This is a genomic window from Streptomyces sp. NBC_00289, from assembly GCF_041435115.1.
Taxonomy (GTDB): domain Bacteria; phylum Actinomycetota; class Actinomycetes; order Streptomycetales; family Streptomycetaceae; genus Streptomyces.
Genome location: NZ_CP108046.1, coordinates 8,453,747 through 8,473,089, shown reverse-complemented (window position 1 = coordinate 8,473,089; position 19,343 = coordinate 8,453,747). Strand labels below are relative to the sequence as shown.

The window sequence follows — 19,343 nt, the reverse complement described above, 5'->3', positions numbered from 1 at the left end:
CCCACGGGTGGAGGGTGCCCCTTACACCGGTATCAGGGGCCAGACCTGGGGTGGAGACCCACCGGCACCCACGGGGGATACCGGGTGTGGGGCGGGTCACACTACCCTCGGCCGGGACACCGGGTCGGAAGGTCCAGAGCGAGGAGGCAGTCTTGTCCACACCTGCTACGGAGCACGCGCCGGGCCTTGCGTCGGCCGACGGGGTCGCGGCCCGCGCCCGCGGTCTCACCAAGGCCTACGGCTCGGGCGAGACCACGGTGCTCGCCCTGGACTCGGTGGACGTGGACATCGCGCGCGGCCGCTTCACCGCCGTCATGGGGCCGTCGGGCTCCGGGAAGTCCACGATGATGCACTGTCTCGCCGGCCTCGACTCGGTCTCGGCCGGCCAGGTGTGGCTCGGCGACACCCAGATCACCGGGTTGAAGGACCGCGAACTGACCCGGCTGCGCCGCGACCGGATCGGGTTCATGTTCCAGTCGTTCAACCTCATCCCGACGCTGAACGCGGCCGAGAACATCACCCTGCCCATGGACATCGCGGGCAAGAAGCCCGACGAGAAGTGGCTGGACCAGGTCATCGACACGCTCGGACTGCGCGACCGGCTCAAACACCGGCCCGCCCAGCTCTCCGGGGGTCAGCAGCAGCGCGTCGCCTGCGCCCGCGCGCTCGCCTCCCGCCCCGAGCTGATCTTCGCCGACGAACCCACCGGCAACCTCGACTCACGCGCCGGGCTCGAAGTGCTCGGCTTCCTGCGCGAGGCCGTCGACCAGCTCGGCCAGACGGTGGTCATGGTGACCCACGACCCGGGCGCCGCCGCCCACTCCGACCTGGTGCTCTTCCTGGCCGACGGCCGGATCGTGGACGAGATGCAGCGGCCGACGGCGGAGGCGGTGCTGGAACGCATGCGCCTGTTCACCGGAGCGGCCGGCGCGGCCCCCGGCCGGCCGGACGACGCGACCCCCGACAAGGACTGAGCCGTGCTGAAGGCGACCCTGCGCAGCTTCCTCGCACACAAGGGGCGACTGCTGCTCTCCGCGCTGGCCGTGGTCCTGTCCGTGGCGTTCGTCGCCGGCAGTCTGATCTTCTCCGACACGGTCTCCCGCACGTTCGACCGGCTCTTCTCCTCCACGTCCGCCGACGTGACGGTGGAGCCGCGGGACGACCTCTCGTCGTCCGTGCCGACCGGCGCCACCCAGACCGTGCCCACCGCCCTCGCCGGCCGGGTGGCGAAGGTCGACGGGGTCGCCTCCACGCACGCCGACGTCTCCGTCGAGAACATCACCGTCGTCGACAGCGAGAACAAGTCGGTCGGGACGACCAGCGGCGCCCCGACCATCGCCACCGACTGGTACGTCACCGACCGCAGCCCCGTGAAGCTGACCTCGGGCCATGCCCCGCGCGGCGCCCGCGAGGCCCTCCTCGACGCGGACACCGCCGACCGGAAGCACGTGGAGATCGGCGACACGCTCACGGTGATGGCGCAGCCTGGCACCTTCAAGGTCGACATTGTCGGCATCGCCACCTTCACCACCACCAACCCGGGCGCCGCACTGGTCTACCTCGACCCCGCGACCGCGGCCGCCCAACTGCTGGGCTCGCCCGGCCGGGCCACGAGCATCTCGGTGGACGCGGCGCCCGGCGTCGGCGACGCCGAGCTCAAACGCCGGGTCGTCGCCGAGACCGGCGCCGGCGTCTACGACGTGAAGACGGCCGACGAACAGGCCGAGTCGTCGGCCGCCGACCTCGGCGGATTCCTCGACGTGATCAAGTACGTCATGCTCGGCTTCGCCGGGATCTCCGTCCTCGTCGGCGTATTCCTGATCGTCAACACCTTCTCGATGCTGATCGCCCAGCGCACCCGCGAACTCGGTCTGCTCAGGGCCCTCGGCGCCGACCGGCGGCAGGTACGACGGTCCGTGCTCACCGAGGCGCTGCTGCTCGGTGTGGTCGGTTCGACGCTGGGGCTGGCGGCCGGCATCGGGCTCGCCCTCGGACTGATCAAGCTCATGGGCGCGTTCGGCATGAACCTGAAGGCCACGGAGATGGTCGTCGGGTGGGGCACTCCCGTCGCCGCGTACGTCGTCGGGGTCGGCGTCACCTTCGTGGCCGCGTATCTTCCGGCCCGGCGGGCCGCGGGCGTCTCCCCGATGGCCGCGCTCGCGGACGCCGAGATCGCCGGCGTGGGGCGGCCGTTGCGGGTGCGCGCGGTGGTCGGTGCGGTCGTCGGCACGCTGGGCGCCGCGGCCCTCGTCGGCTGCGCCACCGCCTCGAAGACGTCCTCCTCGGCCTCCCTGCTGGGGCTCGGTGTCGTACTGACCCTGACCGCCACGGTGATCGCGGGCCCGCTGCTGGTGCGTCCGGTGATCCGGGTCCTCGGCGGGGCCTTTCCCGCGCTGTTCGGCTCGATCGGCCGCATGAGCCAGCGCAACGCCCTGCGCAACCCCCGCCGTACCGGCGCCACCGCGGCCGCCCTCATGGTCGGCCTCGCCCTGGTCGGCGGGATGTCGGTGGCCAGCGCCTCCATGTCCCGGTCCTTCGACCAGCAGATCGACAAGACGCTGGGCGCCGACTTCATCGTCCAGAACGCCAACTTCGTGCCGTTCTCCCAGGAGGTCACCGACAAGGTGCGCGGCACGGACGGCGTCGGTCTCGTCGTACGGCAGCGGTTCGCGCCGGTCGCCGTACGGCTGCCGGACGGCAAGCGGATCGAGACGACCGCCGCCGGCTACGACGCGCGGGTCGACGAGGTCGCTCACGTGACCTACGCGGGCGGCGACACGGCGGCCGCGCTGGCGGACGGGCACATCGCCATGGACCTCGGTTTCGCGAAGGACCACGACGTTCGCCTGGGCAGTGTTGTCCCCGTCGAGTTCCCGGCCGGCCAAAAGGCCGAGCTCACCGTGAGTGCCCTCACCGACCAGGACGCCGCCGAGGGGTTCGGTATGCAGGGCGGGCTGTTCTTCGGTATCTCCACCGTCGAGAAGTACGTCCCCGGCGGACAGGACTCCGCGCTGTACGTCAACGCGTCCGCGGGCACCGGCCCCGACACGCTGCGCTCCCGGCTGGAGGGCGCTCTCGACCCGTATCCGCAGGTCCAGGTGCGTGACCAGGCCGACTACAAGAAACTGGTCCACGACCAGATCGCCGTGCTGCTCTACCTCGTGTACGCGCTCCTCGGGCTGGCGATCGTCATCGCCGTCCTCGGAGTCGTCAACACCCTCGCCCTGTCGGTGGTGGAACGCACCAGGGAGATCGGGCTGCTGCGGGCCATCGGGCTCGGCCGGCGGCAGCTGCGCCGGATGATCCGGCTGGAGTCGGTGGTGATCGCGGTGTTCGGTGCGGTCCTCGGGCTCGCGCTGGGGCTCGTGTGGGGCGTGTGCACGCAGCAGGTGCTGGCGCTGCAGGGCATGAAGGCCCTCGCGATCCCCTGGACCACGATCGTCGCGGTCGTGATCGGCTCCGCGGTGGTGGGCATCGTGGCGGCGCTGCTGCCGGCGCTGCGCGCGTCCCGGATGAACGTGCTGGCGGCCATCGCGCACGAGTGAGAGACGGGGGCGGGCGACGGCGGACGGGGGCGGACGGCGAGGGGACGGCCGGGCCCCGCGGCGCCCCGCGAGGCGGCCAGGCGCGCCGGGCGCCGGCCGGTCGCGCCGTACGAGACCGGGCGCGTCCGCATCGTGGAATCCCGTGTCGCCGCCCCTTGCTCGTGATGGGATTTCCGCATGACCGACCTGCGCATACGGGCCGCCACGCCCGACGACATCGACGCCGTGCTCGCCTTCTGGAAGGTGGCCGCCGAGGGCACGAGCATCAGTGACGACCGGGCCGGTGTGGAGCGGCTGGTCGCCCGGGACCCCGAGGCACTGATCCTGGCCGAGCTCGGCGGTGAGCCGGTCGGCACGGTGATCGCCGGCTTCGACGGCTGGCGCTGTCACCTCTACCGGCTGGCCGTGCACCCGGACCGGCGCCGCCAGGGCATCGGCTCGGCCCTGCTCACGGCCGCGGAGGAGCGGTTCGTGCGGCTCGGCGGACGGCGCGGGGACGCGATGGTGCTGCGCCGCAACGAGACGGCGCATCATGCCTGGCGCGCGGCGGGGTACGCGCCCGAGGAGCACTGGCGGCGCTGGGTGAAGCCGCTCGGCGACCGGGAAACGGACCACTGACAGGACACTTTTGCCGATCCTTTACCCTTGGTGGGTCACTCGATCCTCCATGAAAGGTGTGAGCGTCCGCCCATGGGCGAGCCTCCCAGTACGCGACATCGCGCGATCCTTCCCGCCCTGCCCGATCATGGGACGGAGGTGACCCGATGACCGAAGTGCTCCTCCTCCTGGTCGCGATCCTGCTCTCGCTGGCCTGTGGCGCCTTCGTCGCGGCGGAGTTCTCACTGACCACGGTCGAGCGCGGCGAGCTGGAACGGGCCGTGGAGCGCGGCGAGCGAGGCGCCTCGGGCGCCCTCAGAGCCGTACGGAACCTGACCTTCCAGCTCTCCGGCGCGCAGCTCGGCATCACCGTCACCAACCTGGTGGTCGGCATGCTCGCCGAGCCCTCCATCGCCGTACTGATCGCGGGCCCGCTGGAGGCCCTCGGCATCTCGCGTTCCGCCGCGAGTTCGCTCGCCCTGGTGCTCGGTACGGCTCTGTCGACGGTCTTCCTGATGGTCGTCGGCGAGCTGGTGCCCAAGAACTGGGCGATCTCCTCGCCGCTGGCCGTGGCCAAGCGGGTGGGGAACGCCCAGCGCTTGTTCAGCGCCGCCTTCCGCCCCTTCATCAGCCACCTCAACAACACCGCCAACCGCGTGGTCCGGCGCTTCGGTCTGGAGCCGGCCGAGGAGCTGGCGTCCGCCCGCGGCCCGCAGGAACTGGCGGCCCTGGCCCGGCACTCGGCCAGGGAGGGGGCTCTGGAGGCGGACACCGCGGAGCTGTTCGTCCGCACCCTGAACCTGGCCGACCTGACCGCCGAGAACGTGATGACGCCGCGCGTACAGGTCATCGCCCTCGACGCACAGGCGACCTGCGAGGACGTGGCGAACGCCACCCGGGCGACGGGGCTGTCCCGCTTCCCGGTCTACCGCGGCAACCTCGACTCCGTCGTGGGCACCGCACACATCAAGGACTGCCTGGCCGTGCCCGCCGAGCGGCGGTCCCGCGTGCCCGTCTCCGAGGTGATGCGCGAGCCGCTCCTGGTCCCGGAGTCGCTCACCGTCGACCGGCTCCTGGACCGGCTGTCCGGCAGGCGCACCATGGCCGTGGTGATCGACGAGTACGGCGGCACCGCGGGCGTGGCCACCCTCGAGGACATCGTCGAGGAGGTGGTCGGCGAGGTGCGCGACGAGCACGACCCGCACGAGACGCCCGACCTGGCCCCGGCGGGCACCGACGACGAGGGCCGACCGCTGTACTCCGCCGACGGCTCGGTCCGCACCGACCAGCTCGCGCGCGTCGGGCTGAAGGTGCCGGACGGACCGTACGAGACGCTGGCCGGTCTCGTCGCGACCGAGCTGGGCCGCATACCGGCCGTCGGCGACTCGGTGGAGGTCAGCGGCTGGCAGCTGGACGTGGTGGACGCCTCGGGCCGCAGAGCGGCGCGCGTCGTGCTGCACGGGCCGCGCGACCAGAACGAGCAGGGGGAACGATGATCGCCGTACAGCTGCTGATCGGGCTGGCGACCCTCGTCGTCAACGCCTTCTTCGTGGGCGCGGAGTTCGCGCTGATCTCCGTGCGCCGCAGTCAGATCGAGCCGTACGCCGACGAGGGCGACCGTCGGGCGAAGAGCGTCCTGTGGGGACTGCAGCACGTGTCCGCGCTGCTGGCCGCCGCACAGCTCGGCATCACGCTGTGCACCCTGGTCCTCGGTGTGGTCGCGGAACCGGCCATCGCGCACCTGCTCGAGCCGGTGTTCCACGCGGTGGGCGTGCCCGCCGGGGCGGGACACGTGGTGTCGTTCGTGATCGCGCTGTCCCTGGCGACGTATCTGCACATGCTGCTCGGCGAGATGGTGCCGAAGAACATCGCCCTGGCGGAGCCGGTCCGCAGCGCGCTGCTGCTCGGGCCGCCGCTGGTGGGCCTTGCCCGGGCGCTGCGCCCGGTGATCTTCACGGTCAACGCCTTCGCGAACGCCCTGCTCAAGCTGTTGCGGGTGGAGGTCAAGAACGAGGTCACCGCCACCTTCTCGGACGCCGAGCTGGCCCGGATCGTGCGGGACTCGGGCGAAGCCGGTCTCATCGACGACCGCGCGCTGGAACGGCTGAACGACGCGCTGGAGCTGGGCCGCCGGCCCGTGCGCGACGTGGTGCTGCCACTGGAACGGGTCGTCTACGCGCGCGTGGGCGTCACCCCGGAGCAACTGGAACAACTGGCCGCGGAATCCGGCTTCTCCCGCTTCCCGGTGGTCGACGACGGGCGCCGCATCGTCGGGTACCTGCACGTGAAGGACGCGCTGGAGGCCTCCCGGCGCGACCTCCCGTTCCGGGTTTCGGACATGCGGCCCATCGCCCGGGTACGGGAGAACACACCGCTGGACGACGTCCTCACGGCGATGCGCGGCAGCCGCACACACCTCGCGGCCGTGCTCGGCGACGACGGGCGGCTCGCGGGGCTGGTGACGATGGAGGACGTGCTGCGGGAGCTGTTCGGGCAGCGGGCCTGACCATCACGCGCCGTCCCCGTCCGAGACCGGACGAGCGGGTGCCCCCTGCGCAGCACTGCGCGGTGCGGGGGCACCCGTTTCCGGTGCGGGGCCGCGCGGCCCCGCACCGGAAACGGGCCGACCGACCGACGGGTATGGGGTCGGGTTACCATCGTTGGCGCCATGCAGACGAACCCCCTTTCCACTCCCCCGCACACCAGCCTGGTCGCGGTCGGCGACTCCTTCACGGAGGGCATGTCGGACCTGCTTCCCGACGGCTCCTACCGGGGCTGGGCCGACGTTCTCGCCCACCGGATGGCCGCCCGCACGCCCGGCTTCCGGTACGCCAACCTCGCGGTGCGCGGCAAGCTGATCCAGCAGATCGTGGACGAGCAGGTGCCGGTGGCCGCGGCGATGGGCGCCGACGTGATCACCCTGGTCGGCGGGCTCAACGACACGCTGCGCCCCAAGTGCGACATGGGTCGGGTGCGCGCCCTGCTCACCGAGGCCGTGGAGCAGCTCGCGCCCGCGTGCAAGCAGCTCGTGCTGATGCGCAGCCCCGGCCGGCAGGGCCCCGTCCTGGAGCGCTTCCGGCCGCGCATGGAGGAGCTGTTCGACGTGGTCGACAGCCTCGCCGAACGGCACGGCGCGCTGGTCGTCGACCTGTACGCGGCTCCCTCCCTCGGCGATCCGCGCCTGTGGGACGTGGACCGGCTGCACCTGACGGCCGAGGGACACCGCCGGGTCGCGGAGGCGGTGTGGCAGACCCTCGGACACGAACCCGAGGACACCGAGTGGCACACACCCATGCCGGCCACGCTGCCGCCGGGGTGGGGCGCGCGCCGGGTCGCCGACGCACGGTTCGCCCGGCAGTACCTGCTGCCGTGGATAGGCCGCCGCCTGACCGGCCGGTCGTCCGGCGACGGACTGCCGCCGAAGCGGGCCGAGCTGCTGCCCTACGAGGGGCCTACCGCGTAAACCCCGAGGGGCCCGCCCGGTAAGCGTCGAGGTGCCCGCCCGGTAACCGTCGAGGGACCCGGCGCGTAACCGCCGAAAGACCCGGCGCGTAACCGCCGAAAGACCCGGCGCGTAGCCGCCGAGGGACCCACAGCCTGACCGCCGAGACCGCCGGCCCGGAAGCGGGCGGCCCGACAATCACGGCCCGTCGTGCCCCTGCCCGCCCGGGCCCCTGATCTTCGTAGGTTCCACCAAACAACCCGATGGCGCTGGCCTGCAGGAATCGCCAGTAGAATCCGTACACGTGACTTCTGCGCCCGCCAAGCCCCGCATCCCGAACGTCCTCGCCGGACGCTACGCCTCCGCCGAGCTCGCCATGCTCTGGTCGCCCGAGCAGAAGGTGAAGCTGGAGCGTCAGCTCTGGCTCGCCGTGCTGCGGGCCCAGAAGGACCTCGGGATCGAGGTGCCGGACGCGGCGATCGCCGACTACGAGCGCGTCCTCGACCAGGTCGACCTGGCCTCGATCGCCGAGCGCGAGAAGGTCACGCGGCACGACGTGAAGGCACGGATCGAGGAGTTCAACGACCTCGCCGGGCACGAGCACGTGCACAAGGGCATGACCTCCCGCGACCTCACCGAGAACGTCGAGCAGCTCCAGATCCGGCTGTCCCTGGAGCTCGTCCGCAACCGTACGGTGGCCGTGCTGGCGCGGCTGGCCAAGCTGGCCGCCGAGTACGGCGAGCTGGTCATGGCCGGCCGCTCGCACAACGTGGCCGCCCAGGCCACCACGCTCGGCAAGCGCTTCGCGACCGCCACCGACGAGATGCTCGTCGCCCACGGCCGGGTGGAGGAACTGCTCGGCCGCTACCCCCTGCGCGGCATCAAGGGCCCGGTGGGTACGGCGCAGGACATGCTGGACCTGCTCGGCGGGGACGCGGCCAAGCTCGCGGAGCTGGAGCAGCGGATCGCCGGGCACCTCGGCTTCTCGCAGGCGTTCACCTCCGTCGGCCAGGTCTACCCGCGCTCGCTGGACTACGAGGTCGTCACCGCGCTCGTGCAGCTCGCGGCCGCGCCGTCCTCGCTCGCGAAGACGATCCGGCTGATGGCCGGGCACGAGCTGGTGACCGAGGGCTTCAAGCCGGGTCAGGTCGGCTCCTCCGCCATGCCGCACAAGATGAACACCCGCTCCTGCGAGCGCGTCAACGGCCTGATGGTCATCCTGCGCGGCTACGCCTCGATGACCGGCGAGCTGGCGGGCGACCAGTGGAACGAGGGCGACGTGTCCTGCTCGGTGGTCCGCCGGGTGGCCCTGCCCGACGCGTTCTTCGCGCTCGACGGCCTGCTGGAGACGTTCCTGACGGTGCTCGACGAGTTCGGCGCCTTCCCGGCCGTCGTCGCCCGCGAGCTGGACCGCTACCTGCCGTTCCTCGCCACCACGAAGGTGCTGATGGGCGCCGTTCGCGCGGGCGTGGGCCGGGAGGTCGCGCACGAGGCGATCAAGGAGAACGCGGTCGCCTCAGCACTCGCGATGCGTGAGCGGGGCGCCGAGCGCAACGAACTCCTCGACAAGCTGGCCGCCGACGAGCGCATCCCGCTCGACCGGGCCCAGCTGGACGCGCTGATGGCCGACAAGCTGTCCTTCACCGGCGCCGCGGCCGCCCAGGTCGCCACGGTCGTCGGCCGCGTCGACGACCTCGTGAAGCAGCGTCCGGAGGCCGCGGGCTACACCCCGGGGGCGATCCTCTGACCCGCTTCACCCCGGCGGAGCTGGAGGCCGCCCGCGACCGTCTGGTACCGGACGTGGTCGCGGACGGTCTCCGTGTGCTGTTCTGCGGCATCAACCCCGGTCTGATGACGGCCGCGACGGGACACCATTTCGCCCGCCCCGGCAACCGCTTCTGGCCGGTGCTGCATCTGTCCGGGTTCACGCCCAGGCTCCTGAAGCCGTCGGAGCAGCGGGAGTTGCCGTCGTACGGGCTCGGCATCACGAACGTCGTCGCACGGGCGACGGCTCGCGCGGACGAACTGGGCGCCGAGGAGTACCGGGAGGGCGGGCGGCTGCTCGCGGTGAAGGTGGCGCGACTGCGGCCGCGCTGGCTGGCTGTCGTGGGAGTCACCGCGTACCGGGCCGCGTTCGACGACCGTAAGGCGCGGGTGGGCCCGCAGCAGCGGACGATCGGGGACACGCGCGTGTGGGTGCTGCCCAATCCGAGCGGACTGAACGCCCACTGGACGGCTCGGACGATGGCGGAGGAGTTCGCGCGGTTGCGGGTGGCGGCGGAAGCGTCGGAGGCCGGGGAAGCGCACGAGTCCTAGCGGCCGGCGCCTCACGGTGGGTCGACGTGCGTGACGACCGTGAGGAGCCGGACCTCGTCGTTCTCCTCCCGGTCCGCGACGCCGAGGGCGACCCAGCGGTCCGCGTGCTCCACGTGCCACAGGTGCAACTCGTCCACCAGGACACTCACCGTGGCCCACGGTTCCGGTATCTCCTCGCCGCGGTCCAGGCGCACCCCGAGCGTCACCGTCCCCCAGGGCGGCTGCTGTTCCCCCCATCTCTCGTTCAGCCGCTGTGCCAAGTGGTCCTTGAGGGCGTGGAAGTCCTCCGCGGTCGGTATTCGCCCGGACGCGTCGCCGGTCGGCAGGCCGTGGCTGACCATTAACTCCACGACCCGGTAACCCGGTCCCGCCACGACCGCGTCGGACTCGCCGTGGCCCGCGGTCAGGTCGAGGGCGCACAGCGAGTCGATCGTGGCGAGGTACTCGGCGCTGTCCATGTGATCCAGTAAACCCGTCGCCACTGACAATTGGCGTGCCGTCAGCGGCTTCGCCGGGTCAGGCGTCCCGCCGCCGTACGCTCCACGCTCCCGCCGCGAGGGCCGCGGCCGTCCACAGCGCGGTCACGCCGAGCCCCGACCACGGTCCCAGCGTCCCGTCGTAGGTCTCGTACAGGGCCACCTGACCCGCCTTGTCGGGCAGCAGGTCCTCGGCGCCGCCGGACATGTCCCCGATCACGAACGAGACCACGATGAGGAACGGGATCAGGACGGACAGGGTGCCCACGCCACTGCGCAACAAGGCCGCCAGGCCGGTCGCGAGCAGAGCCATCAGCGTGAGGTAGACCGCACAGCCCACGACACCGCGGGCCTGCTCCGCCACGGAGAGGGGGCTCGCCGCGTCGCCGAGCCCCGCCCGCGCCGCGACCAGCGCGGCGAGGGCGGTGACCAGCCCGACGAGGAGGACGGGTACGGCGACGGCGGTCGCCTTGGCCGCGAACCACCGGCCGCGTTGAGGGACCGCGGCGAGCGAGAGACGGAGTCCATCCCCGTGGAACTCCGACGACATCGCCATGGCGCCGAAGGAGACCGCGGCGATCTGGCCGGGCGTCACGCCGGACAGTGCGGTGAAGAGCGGGTCGAACTCGGGGTCGGAGGTGCCGGAGGCTCCGGCGATCGCGGAGAACGCCGTGGTCACGGCGAACACCGCCAGCAGGGCTCCGCAGAGCGAGCGGAGCGTACGGATCTTCAGCCACTCGGAGTGGAGCACGGGTGCGAACGACATGTCAGGCCTCCTGCTGCTGCGTCGCGGACGGCTGGGCGGTGAACTCGGTCTCGTCTGCGGTCAGGTCCAGGTACGCCTGTTCCAGGGTGGCTTCCTCCGCCGTCAGTTCGAGGATCGGCACTCCCGCCGCGGACGCGAGGCGTCCGATGTCGTCCACGCGCGCGTGGTGCACGGTCCAGTGCCCGTCCTCGTGCCGCACCACCCGGTGACCGTGCGGGGCGAGGGCGTTCTCGAGCGCGGTGGCGTCCGTCGTCCTGATCCGGACGGCGGGCCGCACGCGTGCGTGGATGAACCCCCGCATCGGGGTGTCGGCCAGCAGGCGGCCCCGTCCGAGGACCACGAGGTGGTCGGCGAACGACGCGGTCTCGTTCATGAGATGGCTGGAGACCAGGACCGTGCGGCCCTCCCCCGCCAGCCGGCGCAGCAACTCGCGGATCCAGACGATGCCTTCGGGGTCGAGGCCGTTCGAGGGCTCGTCGAGCATGACGACCTCGGGGTCGCCGAGCAGGGCGGCCGCGATGCCGAGGCGCTGACGCATGCCCAGGGAGTACGTCTTCACCCGGCGGCGAGCGACCGCGGCCAGCCCTGTCTCCTCCAGCACTTCGTCGACCCGGGCGAGCGGGATCCGGTTGCTCACCGCCAGGGCGCGCAGGTGGGCGTGGCCGGTACGGGAGCCGTGGGCGGCCTGCGCGTCGAGCAACGCGCCCACATGTCGCAGGGGTTCACGGAGCGTGGCGTAGGCACGGCCGCCGATCGTGGCGGTGCCCGAGGTGGGCCGGTCCAGGCCGAGGACGAGGCGCATGGTGGTCGACTTGCCGGCGCCGTTGGGGCCGAGGAAACCGGTGACGCGGCCGGGCGCGACTCGGAACGTCAGGTGGTCCACGGCACGCCGGGTGCCGTACTCCTTGGTGAGGTCGTGGACGTCGATGCTGGTCATGGCATCAGCCTGGCCGCCGGTGCGGGGCGCGGTCCTCCCCCGGAGGTGGAGATCGTCTCCCCCGGCCGGGGGAGGACCGCTGTCGGTGGCGGGTGGCACGATGGCGAAATGCCCGGAATCTTGCGCCCGTTGCTCCGCGGGACGACGTACACGCGCTTCCTGCACCTGTGGGTTCCGATGCTCGCCGTCAGCGTGTGGCTGTTCATCGACATCAGCAAGCCGTGGGTGCCCGCCCTGGTCCTTGTTCCGCTCGGGTTCCTGATCCCGGGCGTGCGCCGCGGCGAGGGCGTCCAGGCGCGCCTGCTGCTGACACCGGGCGAGCCGGACACGGAGATCTCCGTGGAGCCGTCGGCCGGCTGGCGGGACCGCCTGCGGACCGTGCTGTGGCTGGAGGCGCGCATGGCCCTGGGAGGGGTCATCTCGGTGTGCACCGTCTGGCTGCCGCTCACCTCGCTCGAGCTGGTCGAGTTCGCCCGCGAACGAACCCCTCGCGACCTGCCCGTCCTGGGTGAGGTCCAGCCGCACTGGGCCTACGCCTTCCTGGCCCCACTCCCGCTGATCGCGCTGTACGGCGCCGTGGTCGGCCTCGGCGAGCTGGTCACCGCCCTCGCGCGCCGCCTTCTCGGCCCTTCCGCTGCCGAACGCCTCGCCGCCCTGGAGGAACGCACCGAGCAACTCCTGGAGCGCACGCGCATCGCGCGCGAACTGCACGACTCCATCGGCCACGCCCTGACCGTCGCGGTGGTGCAGGCGGGAGCCGCCCGGGCGGCGGGCGATCCCGCGTTCACCGACCGGGCCCTGGAGGCCATCGAAGAGACCGGGCGCGCCGCCATGGAGGATCTCGAGCGGGTGCTGGGCATCCTGCGTGAGTCGGAGCGGCCGGTGAGCGGCCGGCCGACGCTGACGGACGCCCATCGCCTGGTGGAGTCCGCCCGCGTCTCCGGCGCGAAGGTCGACGCGGACTTCTCCGGCCCGCTGGAGACCGTCCCCGGGCCGGTCTCCCGCGAGGGCTACCGCATCCTCCAGGAGTCGCTGACGAACGTACTGCGCCACGCGGGGGCCGTCCCGGTCCGGGTGCGCGTCCACGTCGTCGGCGGCTCCCTCGGCCTGGAGGTCCGCAATCCGTTGGCCGCCGCCCTCCCCGGGCCGGGCGGCACCCCCGGCACCGGCGGCGGCAGCGGCCTGCGCGGCATACGCGAGCGCGCCGTCCTGCTCGGCGGGCACGCGCGCACGGGCCCGGACGACGGTGACTGGCAGGTGCATGTTGAGCTGCCGTTGGGCTGATCTACGCTGGCCGGATGCCGGTCACCGTTCTCCTCGTCGACGACGAGCCCCTCGTCCGCGCCGGTCTGCGCGCCGTGCTGGAGTCGCAGCCCGACATCGAGGTCGTCGGAGAGGCGGCCGACGGCGCGGCGGTGATTCCCCTGGTGCGGCGGCTGCGGCCGGACGTGGTCGCCATGGACGTACGGATGCCCCTCATGGACGGCATCGAGGCCACGCGCGCGGTGCTGCGGACGGTCGACGAGCCGCCGAAGATCCTCGTCGTGACGACCTTCGAGAACGACGAGTACGTGTACGACGCACTGCGGGCCGGGGCGGACGGGTTCCTGCTGAAGCGGGCCCGGCCCGCCGAGATCGTGCACGCCGTGCGGCTGGTCGCCGAGGGCGAGTCGCTGCTCTTCCCGGCCTCGGTGCGGCGGCTCGCCGCCGAGTACGGCGACCACGGCGCGAACCGCGCGGCCCACGCCGCGATGGAACGGGCCCAGCTCACCGACCGCGAGGCGGAGGTGCTGCGGCTGATGGCCCGCGGGCTGTCGAACGCCGAGATCGCCGCCCGGCTGATCGTCGGGACCGAGACCGTGAAGTCCCATGTGAGCGCCGTGCTGGCGAAGCTGGGGGCGCGGGATCGCACGCAGGCCGTGATCGCGGCGTACGAGTCGGGGTTCGTCGCGCCGGGTTGAGGCGCCCGGACGGAACACGCGTGCAGGTTCGGTCGTGCCCGGCACTCGCCGGGGTCCGCCGCGCCTTGTACGATCCGGCCAACACGCGCACGAGCTGGAAGGACGGACGTTGGGGCGGCTGACCGGCGGGGATCCCTCGCTGCTGCGAAGGATCAATTCCGCGGTGGTGCTGCACGCGCTGCGTGCCACGGACTGCGCGACACTCACCGAGATCACCCGGGTGACCGGACTGTCCCGGCCGACCGTCGAAGGAGTCGTCGAGGGTCTCATCGAGGCCGGCCTCGTCGTGGAGAAGGCCGCCGACGAGGGCGCCACCCGGCGTCAGGGCCGGCCGGCGCGGCGGTTCCGGTTCCGGGCGGAGGCCGGACACCTGCTGGGCCTGGAGATCGGGCCGCATCGCGTCGCCGCCCTGCTGTCCGACCTGGACGGCCGGGTGACCGGCGCGCAGGCCAAGGACATCGACGAGACGGCCTCGGCCGACGAGCGCCTGGAGCGGCTGCGCACCGCGGTGGCCGAACTGCTGCGCCGGGCCGGTGTCGCGCGCGGCTCGCTGCGGGCGGTGGGGGTCGCCACGCCCGGGATCGTCGAGGCGGACGGCACCGTACGGCTGAGCACCGCGCTCCCCGAGTGGACCGGGCTGCGGCTGGGTGAGCGGCTGAGCCGTTCCTTCAAGTGCCCGGTCCTGGTGGAGAACGACGCCAACGCCGCCGCGGTGGCCGAACACTGGAAGGGCGCCGCGACCGAGTCCGACGACGTCGTGTTCGTCCTGGCCGGGCTGAGTCCGGGGGCCGGTGCGCTGATCGGCGGACGGCTGCACCGGGGGTACGGCGGGGCGGCCGGTGAGATCGGCGCGCTGCACCTGCTGGGCCGCGGGGCGACTCCCGAGACGCTGTTGTCCACGACGGACGAGCCGCTGCACCCGCTCGACGAACTGGCCGTCGCCGGGGTCTTCGCGCAGGCGCGCGAGGGCGACCGGCGGGCCCGGGAGGCCGTCGACCGTTTCATCCAGCGGCTCGTCCACGACGTGGCGGCTCTCGTCCTTGCCCTGGACCCCGAACTGGTCGTCGTCGGGGGCTGGGCGGCCGGACTGGACGGCGTACTGGAGCCGCTGCGCCGCGAGTTGGCGCGCTACTGCCTGCGGCCGCCGAAGGTGGCCCTTTCGCTGCTCGGCGAGGCGGCCGTGGCGACGGGGGCACTGCGGCTCGCGCTCGACCATGTGGAGGAGCAGCTGTTCGCGGTGGAGGGCACGGTGACCGCGCGCCGCTGACACGCCCCCGCGACACGCGTCGCGCCCCGGCTGTCCGCCGGGGCGCGTGGTGTCACTGGGTTCGGCGTGGTGTCACCGCGTTCAGGAGGCCCGGCGTTCCGGTCCCTGCTGGATCTCCACCCCGCCGGAGTCGCCGAAGGTCAGCCGGCAGGTGTCCGCGCGGTAGGTGGCGACGGACAGCGCGACGGTACGGCCGTCGGCGATGAAACGGGTGGTGACGACGAGGACGGGCGCCCCGGGGAGCCGGTCCAGCTGCCTGGCGTCGTCCGCGCGGGCCGAGCCGAGCTCCACGGCGCTGTCCTGGCCCTCCAGCTCGAGGCGCTGGAGGTCGCGCAGCACCGCACGCGCGCGTGCCGCTCCGGACGGGGCGTCTATGGCGGAGAGGTCGGGCACCGACGACTCGGGGATGTAGAGCAGTTCGGCGGCGACCGGCTGGCCGTGGGTCGTACGCGAGCGACGTACGGTGTGCACCGCCTGCTCGCTGCCGGTCTCCAGGGCCTCCGCGACGGTTGCGGGCGGCACCTCGAGGGTGCTGTCGACGGGCTGCCAGCCGTCGTCGACCGCTCCCGGCCAGGCGTGCTGCTCGGTGCCGACGGCCACGCCGACGCGCGGCGGAGCCACGGTCGTACCGACACCGCGACGGCGCTGCAGCCGGCCTTCCAGTTCGAGCTGCTCGAGTGCCTGGCGGAGCGTGGCCCGGGCGACGCCGAAGCGGGCGGCCAGATCACGTTCGTTGGGCAGGATCTCGCCCACCGTGAACTCGGAGTCCAGTGCCTCTGTGAGCACGGTCCTGAGATGCCAGTACTTCGGTTCCGGCACCGATTCCAGCTGCGTGGTCCCCACCCTAGTCCTCCGCGATCGCCGTGGTCGGCGGCTTTTTAGCGCCCTTGTTTATTAAAGGTTGTTGCACTTCTCTGCGACCATAGGACGGCCCCCACCCTTGGTCAAGACCAATCCTCGATCCCTCGGGCAACCGACAGGCGCTTTGCGGCACAGCGTTCACGGGGCGTTCGTACGACACCGCGTTCGTGACGCCACGGCAAAGCCCCCGTCGCGAAACGGGGGCTTCGTCGGACGGCGGTGCGCCTCAGACGACGGCGAGCGACCGCAGCTTGTCGGGGTTGCGGATGATGTAGACGCACTGGATGCGGCCGTCCAGGACGTCGAGTTGGAACACGGAGTCGGGGCTGTCCCCCCTCGATGCCAGCACCGCGGGTCCGCCGTTGAGCTCCAGGAAGCGGAAGGACAGGCCGGGGACGCCCTTGCGGGCGACGCCGGCCATGAAGCGGCCCACCTTGTCGGCCGTGTCCAGGACGCGCAGGGGCGCCTTGGTCTTGCCCCCGCTGTCTCCGACAAGCCGCACGTCGGGGGCCAGCAGGGCGATGAGCCCCTCGATGTCCCCTTCCGCGGCCGCGACCAGGAACCGCTCGGTGAGGTCGCGGCGCTGCGCGGGGTCGACCTCGTAGCGCGACCTTCGCTCCTCGACGTGCTTGCGGGCCCGTCCGGCGAGCTGTCGTACGGCCGGTTCGCCGCGCTCCAGCATCGCGGCGATCTCAGCGTACGGGTAGCCGAAGGCCTCCCTGAGCACGAACACCGCACGTTCCAGCGGCGACAGCGACTCCAGGACGACGAGGACGGCCAGGGAGACGGAGTCGGCGAGCACCGCGCGCTCCGCGGTGTCCGGCACGGTGTCCGCGAAGTCGGTCACGTACGGCTCGGGCAGCCACGGGCCCACGTACGCCTCGCCCCGCGCCTTGACCTGGCGCAGCCGGTCGATGGCGAGGCGGGTGGTGACACGCACCAGGTAGCCGCGCGGTTCGCGCACCTCGGTCCGGTCCGCGCCCGACCAGCGCAGCCAGGCCTCCTGGACCACGTCCTCCGCGTCGGCGACGCGCCCGAGCATGCGGTAGGCGACGCCCAGGAGGACGGGGCGGTGCTCTTCGAAGACGTCGGTGTCGGTGGTCACGGCACCATCCCAGCCGAAGCGTCCGGCGGTGTCCAGGTGAAAACGGCGCCCGCCGGGCAGCGGGTCCCGCGCACCGTCGGCGGTCGGCGAGCCCGGTTTCTCGGGAGGCGGAGCGGGCCGGCGGATTCAGTCCGCGTTCCCGCACGCGCGCGGTGAACCGGCTGTTCCAGCAGGTGGGGCGCCCGGAGCCCAACCTCCGGGTGCGCAGAGCGCGTTGAGGGCGGTACGGCGACGCGGCCCGCGCCACCCGAGGGGCTACCCGTCGGTAGTAATTGCTGACAAGCTGTCTACCCCGGTTGTCCGCCCGGCGTCCGTCTGCGAGCCCAGCCAAGGAGCACTTCCATGTCCGCCACTGTCTCCTTCGAGGTCCCCACCCCTGGGGGCCCTCGTCCCGTGACCGTCTCCTACGCGCGCGTGGGCCGCGGCGAACCGCTGTTGCTGCTGCACGGGATCGGTCACCACCGGCAGGCCTGGGACCCGGTGGTGGACATCCTCGCGACCGAACGCGACGTGATCGCCGTGGACCTGCCCGGATTCGGCGCGTCTCCGGCCCTGCCCGCCGGCCTCGCCTACGACCTGTCCACGACGACGGCCGTGTTCAGCGCCCTGTGCGAGGCACTGGAGCTCGACCGGCCGCACGTGGCGGGCAACTCGCTGGGCGGCCTGCTGGCCCTGGAGCTGGCCCGTGAGAAGCGCGTACGGTCCGTCACCGCCCTGTCTCCGGCCGGGTTCTGGTCCCCGGCCGAACGGCGCTACGCCTTCGGTGTCCTGCTCACCATGCGGCACATCTCCCGACGGCTGCCGCTGCCCCTGGTCGAGCGTCTGTCCCGCTCGGCGGCCGGCCGCACCGCCCTGACGAGCACGATCTACGCCCGTCCGGCCCGCCGTTCACCCGAGGCCGTGGTCGCCGAGACGCTCGCCCTGGCGCAGGCCACGGGCTTCGACGAGACCCTGCGGGCCGGCATCGGTGTCCGGTTCACCGACGACATCCCCCAGATCCCGGTCACCGTGGCCTGGGGCACCAAGGACCTGCTGCTGGTGCGCCGCCAGGGCGTCCGGGCCAAGCAGATCATCCCCCGGGCCCGGCTCGTGCGGCTGCCCGGATGCGGGCACTGCCCGATGAACGACGACCCCGCGTTGGTCGCCCGCGTGATCCTCGACGGAAGCCGCGCGGGCGGCCGCTGAGCGACGGCGGGACAACGCGCCCGATCCCAGGGCCACTCCGACACCGACCAGGGCGCTGCCGGCCGCCTGGGCGGCCCCGTAGGAGCCCGTTCCGACGAGGGGAGCGGTGCAGGCCGCCGAGACCGGGATGAGGCCGGAGAAGAGCGTGGCGCGCTCCGCGTCGAGCCGCTGCATGCCCATGTACCAGCACACGAAGCCGACGGCGGTGACGACCACCCCCTGCCACAGCAAGGCGGCCGCCTGTGCCGGATCGGGCCACCGCAACCACGCCGGGCCGTCCAGGAGCAGTCCGAGAACCCCGGCCTCCACCGCGGCGACCGCACAGACCGCGGCGGACAACAGCCGGGGCCCCAGGGGCCGCAGCACGGGTACGGCGAGGACCGCGAAACCGACCTCGCCGGCCAGCGCGCACCCGGAGAAGACGATGCCCGCGCCGTCGGTGCGTCCCCAGCCCTGGACGGTGCAGGCTCCCACCGCGACCAGCAGGGCCCCGTACAGCACCACGCGTCGCGGGCGGCGCCCGGCGAGCAGCGGGACGATGACCGCCACGACCACGGGCGCGCATCCGACGAAGACACCGGGGACCGCGGGCTCGGCGGTGCGTTCGGCGGCGATGACGGCCAGGTTGAAACCGACCATGCCGACCGCCGCGAGCAGGCCGAGACGCACCCACTGGGCTGCGGACAGCGCCCTCAGCCGGGCCGCGGCGCCCTTCCGGGCCGCCGGAACGAGCAGCAGACAGGCCAGGCCGTAGCGAAGGAACTGACCGCCCGCGGGCGGATAGTCGCCGAGCACGCTGTTGGCGGTGAAGGACCCTCCGACGAGGACACAGGCGAGCGCGGCGAGCAGGGCTCCGCGCGTGGTGGTGGCGTTCATGGCGACGAC

17 protein-coding genes and 1 pseudogene are annotated in these 19,343 nt (G+C 72.6%); 12 read left to right on the top strand and 6 right to left on the bottom strand.

The genetic code is table 11. From position 1 onward, the window contains the following. Nucleotides 1–152: 152 nt before the first annotated feature. The 8 genes from OG985_RS38375 (at nt 153) to mug (ending at nt 9,900) form a co-directional block, all read left to right on the top strand. Nucleotides 153–974: an ABC transporter ATP-binding protein gene (locus tag OG985_RS38375; RefSeq protein ID WP_371672976.1), complete on the top strand. Its 822-nt coding sequence runs from the start codon at nt 153–155 to the stop codon at nt 972–974. A gap of 3 nt (nt 975–977) precedes the next feature. Continuing rightward, the gene (locus OG985_RS38370; protein WP_371672975.1) at nt 978–3,545 is read left to right on the top strand and encodes an ABC transporter permease; all 2,568 of its coding nucleotides are present in this window, start codon (nt 978–980) and stop codon (nt 3,543–3,545) included. 177 nt (nt 3,546–3,722) lie between these two features. Further along, nucleotides 3,723–4,163: a GNAT family N-acetyltransferase gene (locus tag OG985_RS38365; RefSeq protein WP_371672974.1), complete on the top strand. Its 441-nt coding sequence runs from the start codon at nt 3,723–3,725 to the stop codon at nt 4,161–4,163. Nucleotides 4,164–4,309: 146 nt separating this feature from the next. After that, on the top strand, nt 4,310–5,638 hold the full coding sequence (locus OG985_RS38360; RefSeq protein WP_371672973.1) for a hemolysin family protein: 1,329 nt from the start codon (nt 4,310–4,312) through the stop codon (nt 5,636–5,638). Continuing rightward, the gene (locus OG985_RS38355) at nt 5,635–6,648 is read left to right on the top strand and encodes a hemolysin family protein (RefSeq protein WP_371672972.1); all 1,014 of its coding nucleotides are present in this window, start codon (nt 5,635–5,637) and stop codon (nt 6,646–6,648) included. Before OG985_RS38360 ends, OG985_RS38355 begins: the two co-directional genes overlap by 4 nt. Nucleotides 6,649–6,810: 162 nt before the next feature. Then, on the top strand, nt 6,811–7,605 hold the full coding sequence (locus tag OG985_RS38350) for an SGNH/GDSL hydrolase family protein (RefSeq protein ID WP_371672971.1): 795 nt from the start codon (nt 6,811–6,813) through the stop codon (nt 7,603–7,605). A 283-nt stretch (nt 7,606–7,888) separates the two neighbouring features. After that, nucleotides 7,889–9,331, top strand: coding sequence for an adenylosuccinate lyase (purB, locus tag OG985_RS38345; RefSeq protein WP_371672970.1), 1,443 nt, complete (start codon nt 7,889–7,891; stop codon nt 9,329–9,331). Next, nucleotides 9,328–9,900: a G/U mismatch-specific DNA glycosylase gene (mug, locus tag OG985_RS38340; RefSeq protein ID WP_371674613.1), complete on the top strand. Its 573-nt coding sequence runs from the start codon at nt 9,328–9,330 to the stop codon at nt 9,898–9,900. Before purB ends, mug begins: the two co-directional genes overlap by 4 nt. A gap of 11 nt (nt 9,901–9,911) precedes the next feature. Here the strand turns inward: mug and OG985_RS38335 are convergent, their stop codons facing one another. From OG985_RS38335 to OG985_RS38325, 3 genes are read right to left on the bottom strand one after another with little or no spacing between them, the layout of a single operon-like run. Next, nucleotides 9,912–10,358: a hypothetical protein gene (locus tag OG985_RS38335; protein WP_371672969.1), complete on the bottom strand. Its 447-nt coding sequence runs from the start codon at nt 10,356–10,358 to the stop codon at nt 9,912–9,914. Nucleotides 10,359–10,416: 58 nt separating this feature from the next. After that, entirely contained in the window at nt 10,417–11,142 is a 726-nt protein-coding gene (locus OG985_RS38330) for an ABC transporter permease (RefSeq protein WP_371672968.1), read from the bottom strand. Nucleotide 11,143: 1 nt separating this feature from the next. Continuing rightward, nucleotides 11,144–12,079, bottom strand: a complete 936-nt coding sequence (locus tag OG985_RS38325; protein WP_371672967.1) for an ABC transporter ATP-binding protein — start codon at nt 12,077–12,079, stop codon at nt 11,144–11,146. A 108-nt stretch (nt 12,080–12,187) separates the two neighbouring features. Between OG985_RS38325 and OG985_RS38320 the strand changes: the two genes are divergently transcribed. The 3 genes from OG985_RS38320 to OG985_RS38310 all read left to right on the top strand — a co-directional run bounded on the left by OG985_RS38320 (nt 12,188) and on the right by OG985_RS38310 (nt 15,307). Then, nucleotides 12,188–13,363, top strand: a complete 1,176-nt coding sequence (locus tag OG985_RS38320; protein ID WP_371672966.1) for a sensor histidine kinase — start codon at nt 12,188–12,190, stop codon at nt 13,361–13,363. 14 nt (nt 13,364–13,377) lie between these two features. Then, nucleotides 13,378–14,040 carry a response regulator gene (locus OG985_RS38315; RefSeq protein ID WP_371672965.1) on the top strand — a complete coding sequence of 221 codons (663 nt, stop codon included), beginning with the start codon at nt 13,378–13,380 and terminating at the stop codon, nt 14,038–14,040. A 109-nt stretch (nt 14,041–14,149) separates the two neighbouring features. Beyond that, nucleotides 14,150–15,307 carry an ROK family transcriptional regulator gene (locus OG985_RS38310; protein WP_371672964.1) on the top strand — a complete coding sequence of 386 codons (1,158 nt, stop codon included), beginning with the start codon at nt 14,150–14,152 and terminating at the stop codon, nt 15,305–15,307. 81 nt (nt 15,308–15,388) lie between these two features. On the opposite strand, the gene OG985_RS38305 is transcribed toward OG985_RS38310, so the two are convergent. Continuing rightward, nucleotides 15,389–16,150, bottom strand: a complete 762-nt coding sequence (locus OG985_RS38305) for a GntR family transcriptional regulator (RefSeq protein ID WP_371672963.1) — start codon at nt 16,148–16,150, stop codon at nt 15,389–15,391. Between the two features lie 244 nt (nt 16,151–16,394). Then, nucleotides 16,395–17,273: an RNA polymerase sigma-70 factor gene (locus OG985_RS38300; protein WP_371672962.1), complete on the bottom strand. Its 879-nt coding sequence runs from the start codon at nt 17,271–17,273 to the stop codon at nt 16,395–16,397. Nucleotides 17,274–17,615: 342 nt separating this feature from the next. On the opposite strand from OG985_RS38300, the gene OG985_RS38295 reads away from it, so the two are divergent. Beyond that, a complete protein-coding gene (locus tag OG985_RS38295; RefSeq protein WP_371672961.1) occupies nt 17,616–18,458 on the top strand; it encodes an alpha/beta fold hydrolase in 843 nt (280 codons plus the stop codon). Between the two features lie 39 nt (nt 18,459–18,497). Here OG985_RS38295 and OG985_RS38290 read toward each other — a convergent pair. After that, a pseudogene (locus OG985_RS38290) lies at nt 18,498–19,334 on the bottom strand (DMT family transporter); the annotation flags it as partial. Between the last annotated feature and the right edge of the window lie 9 nt (nt 19,335–19,343).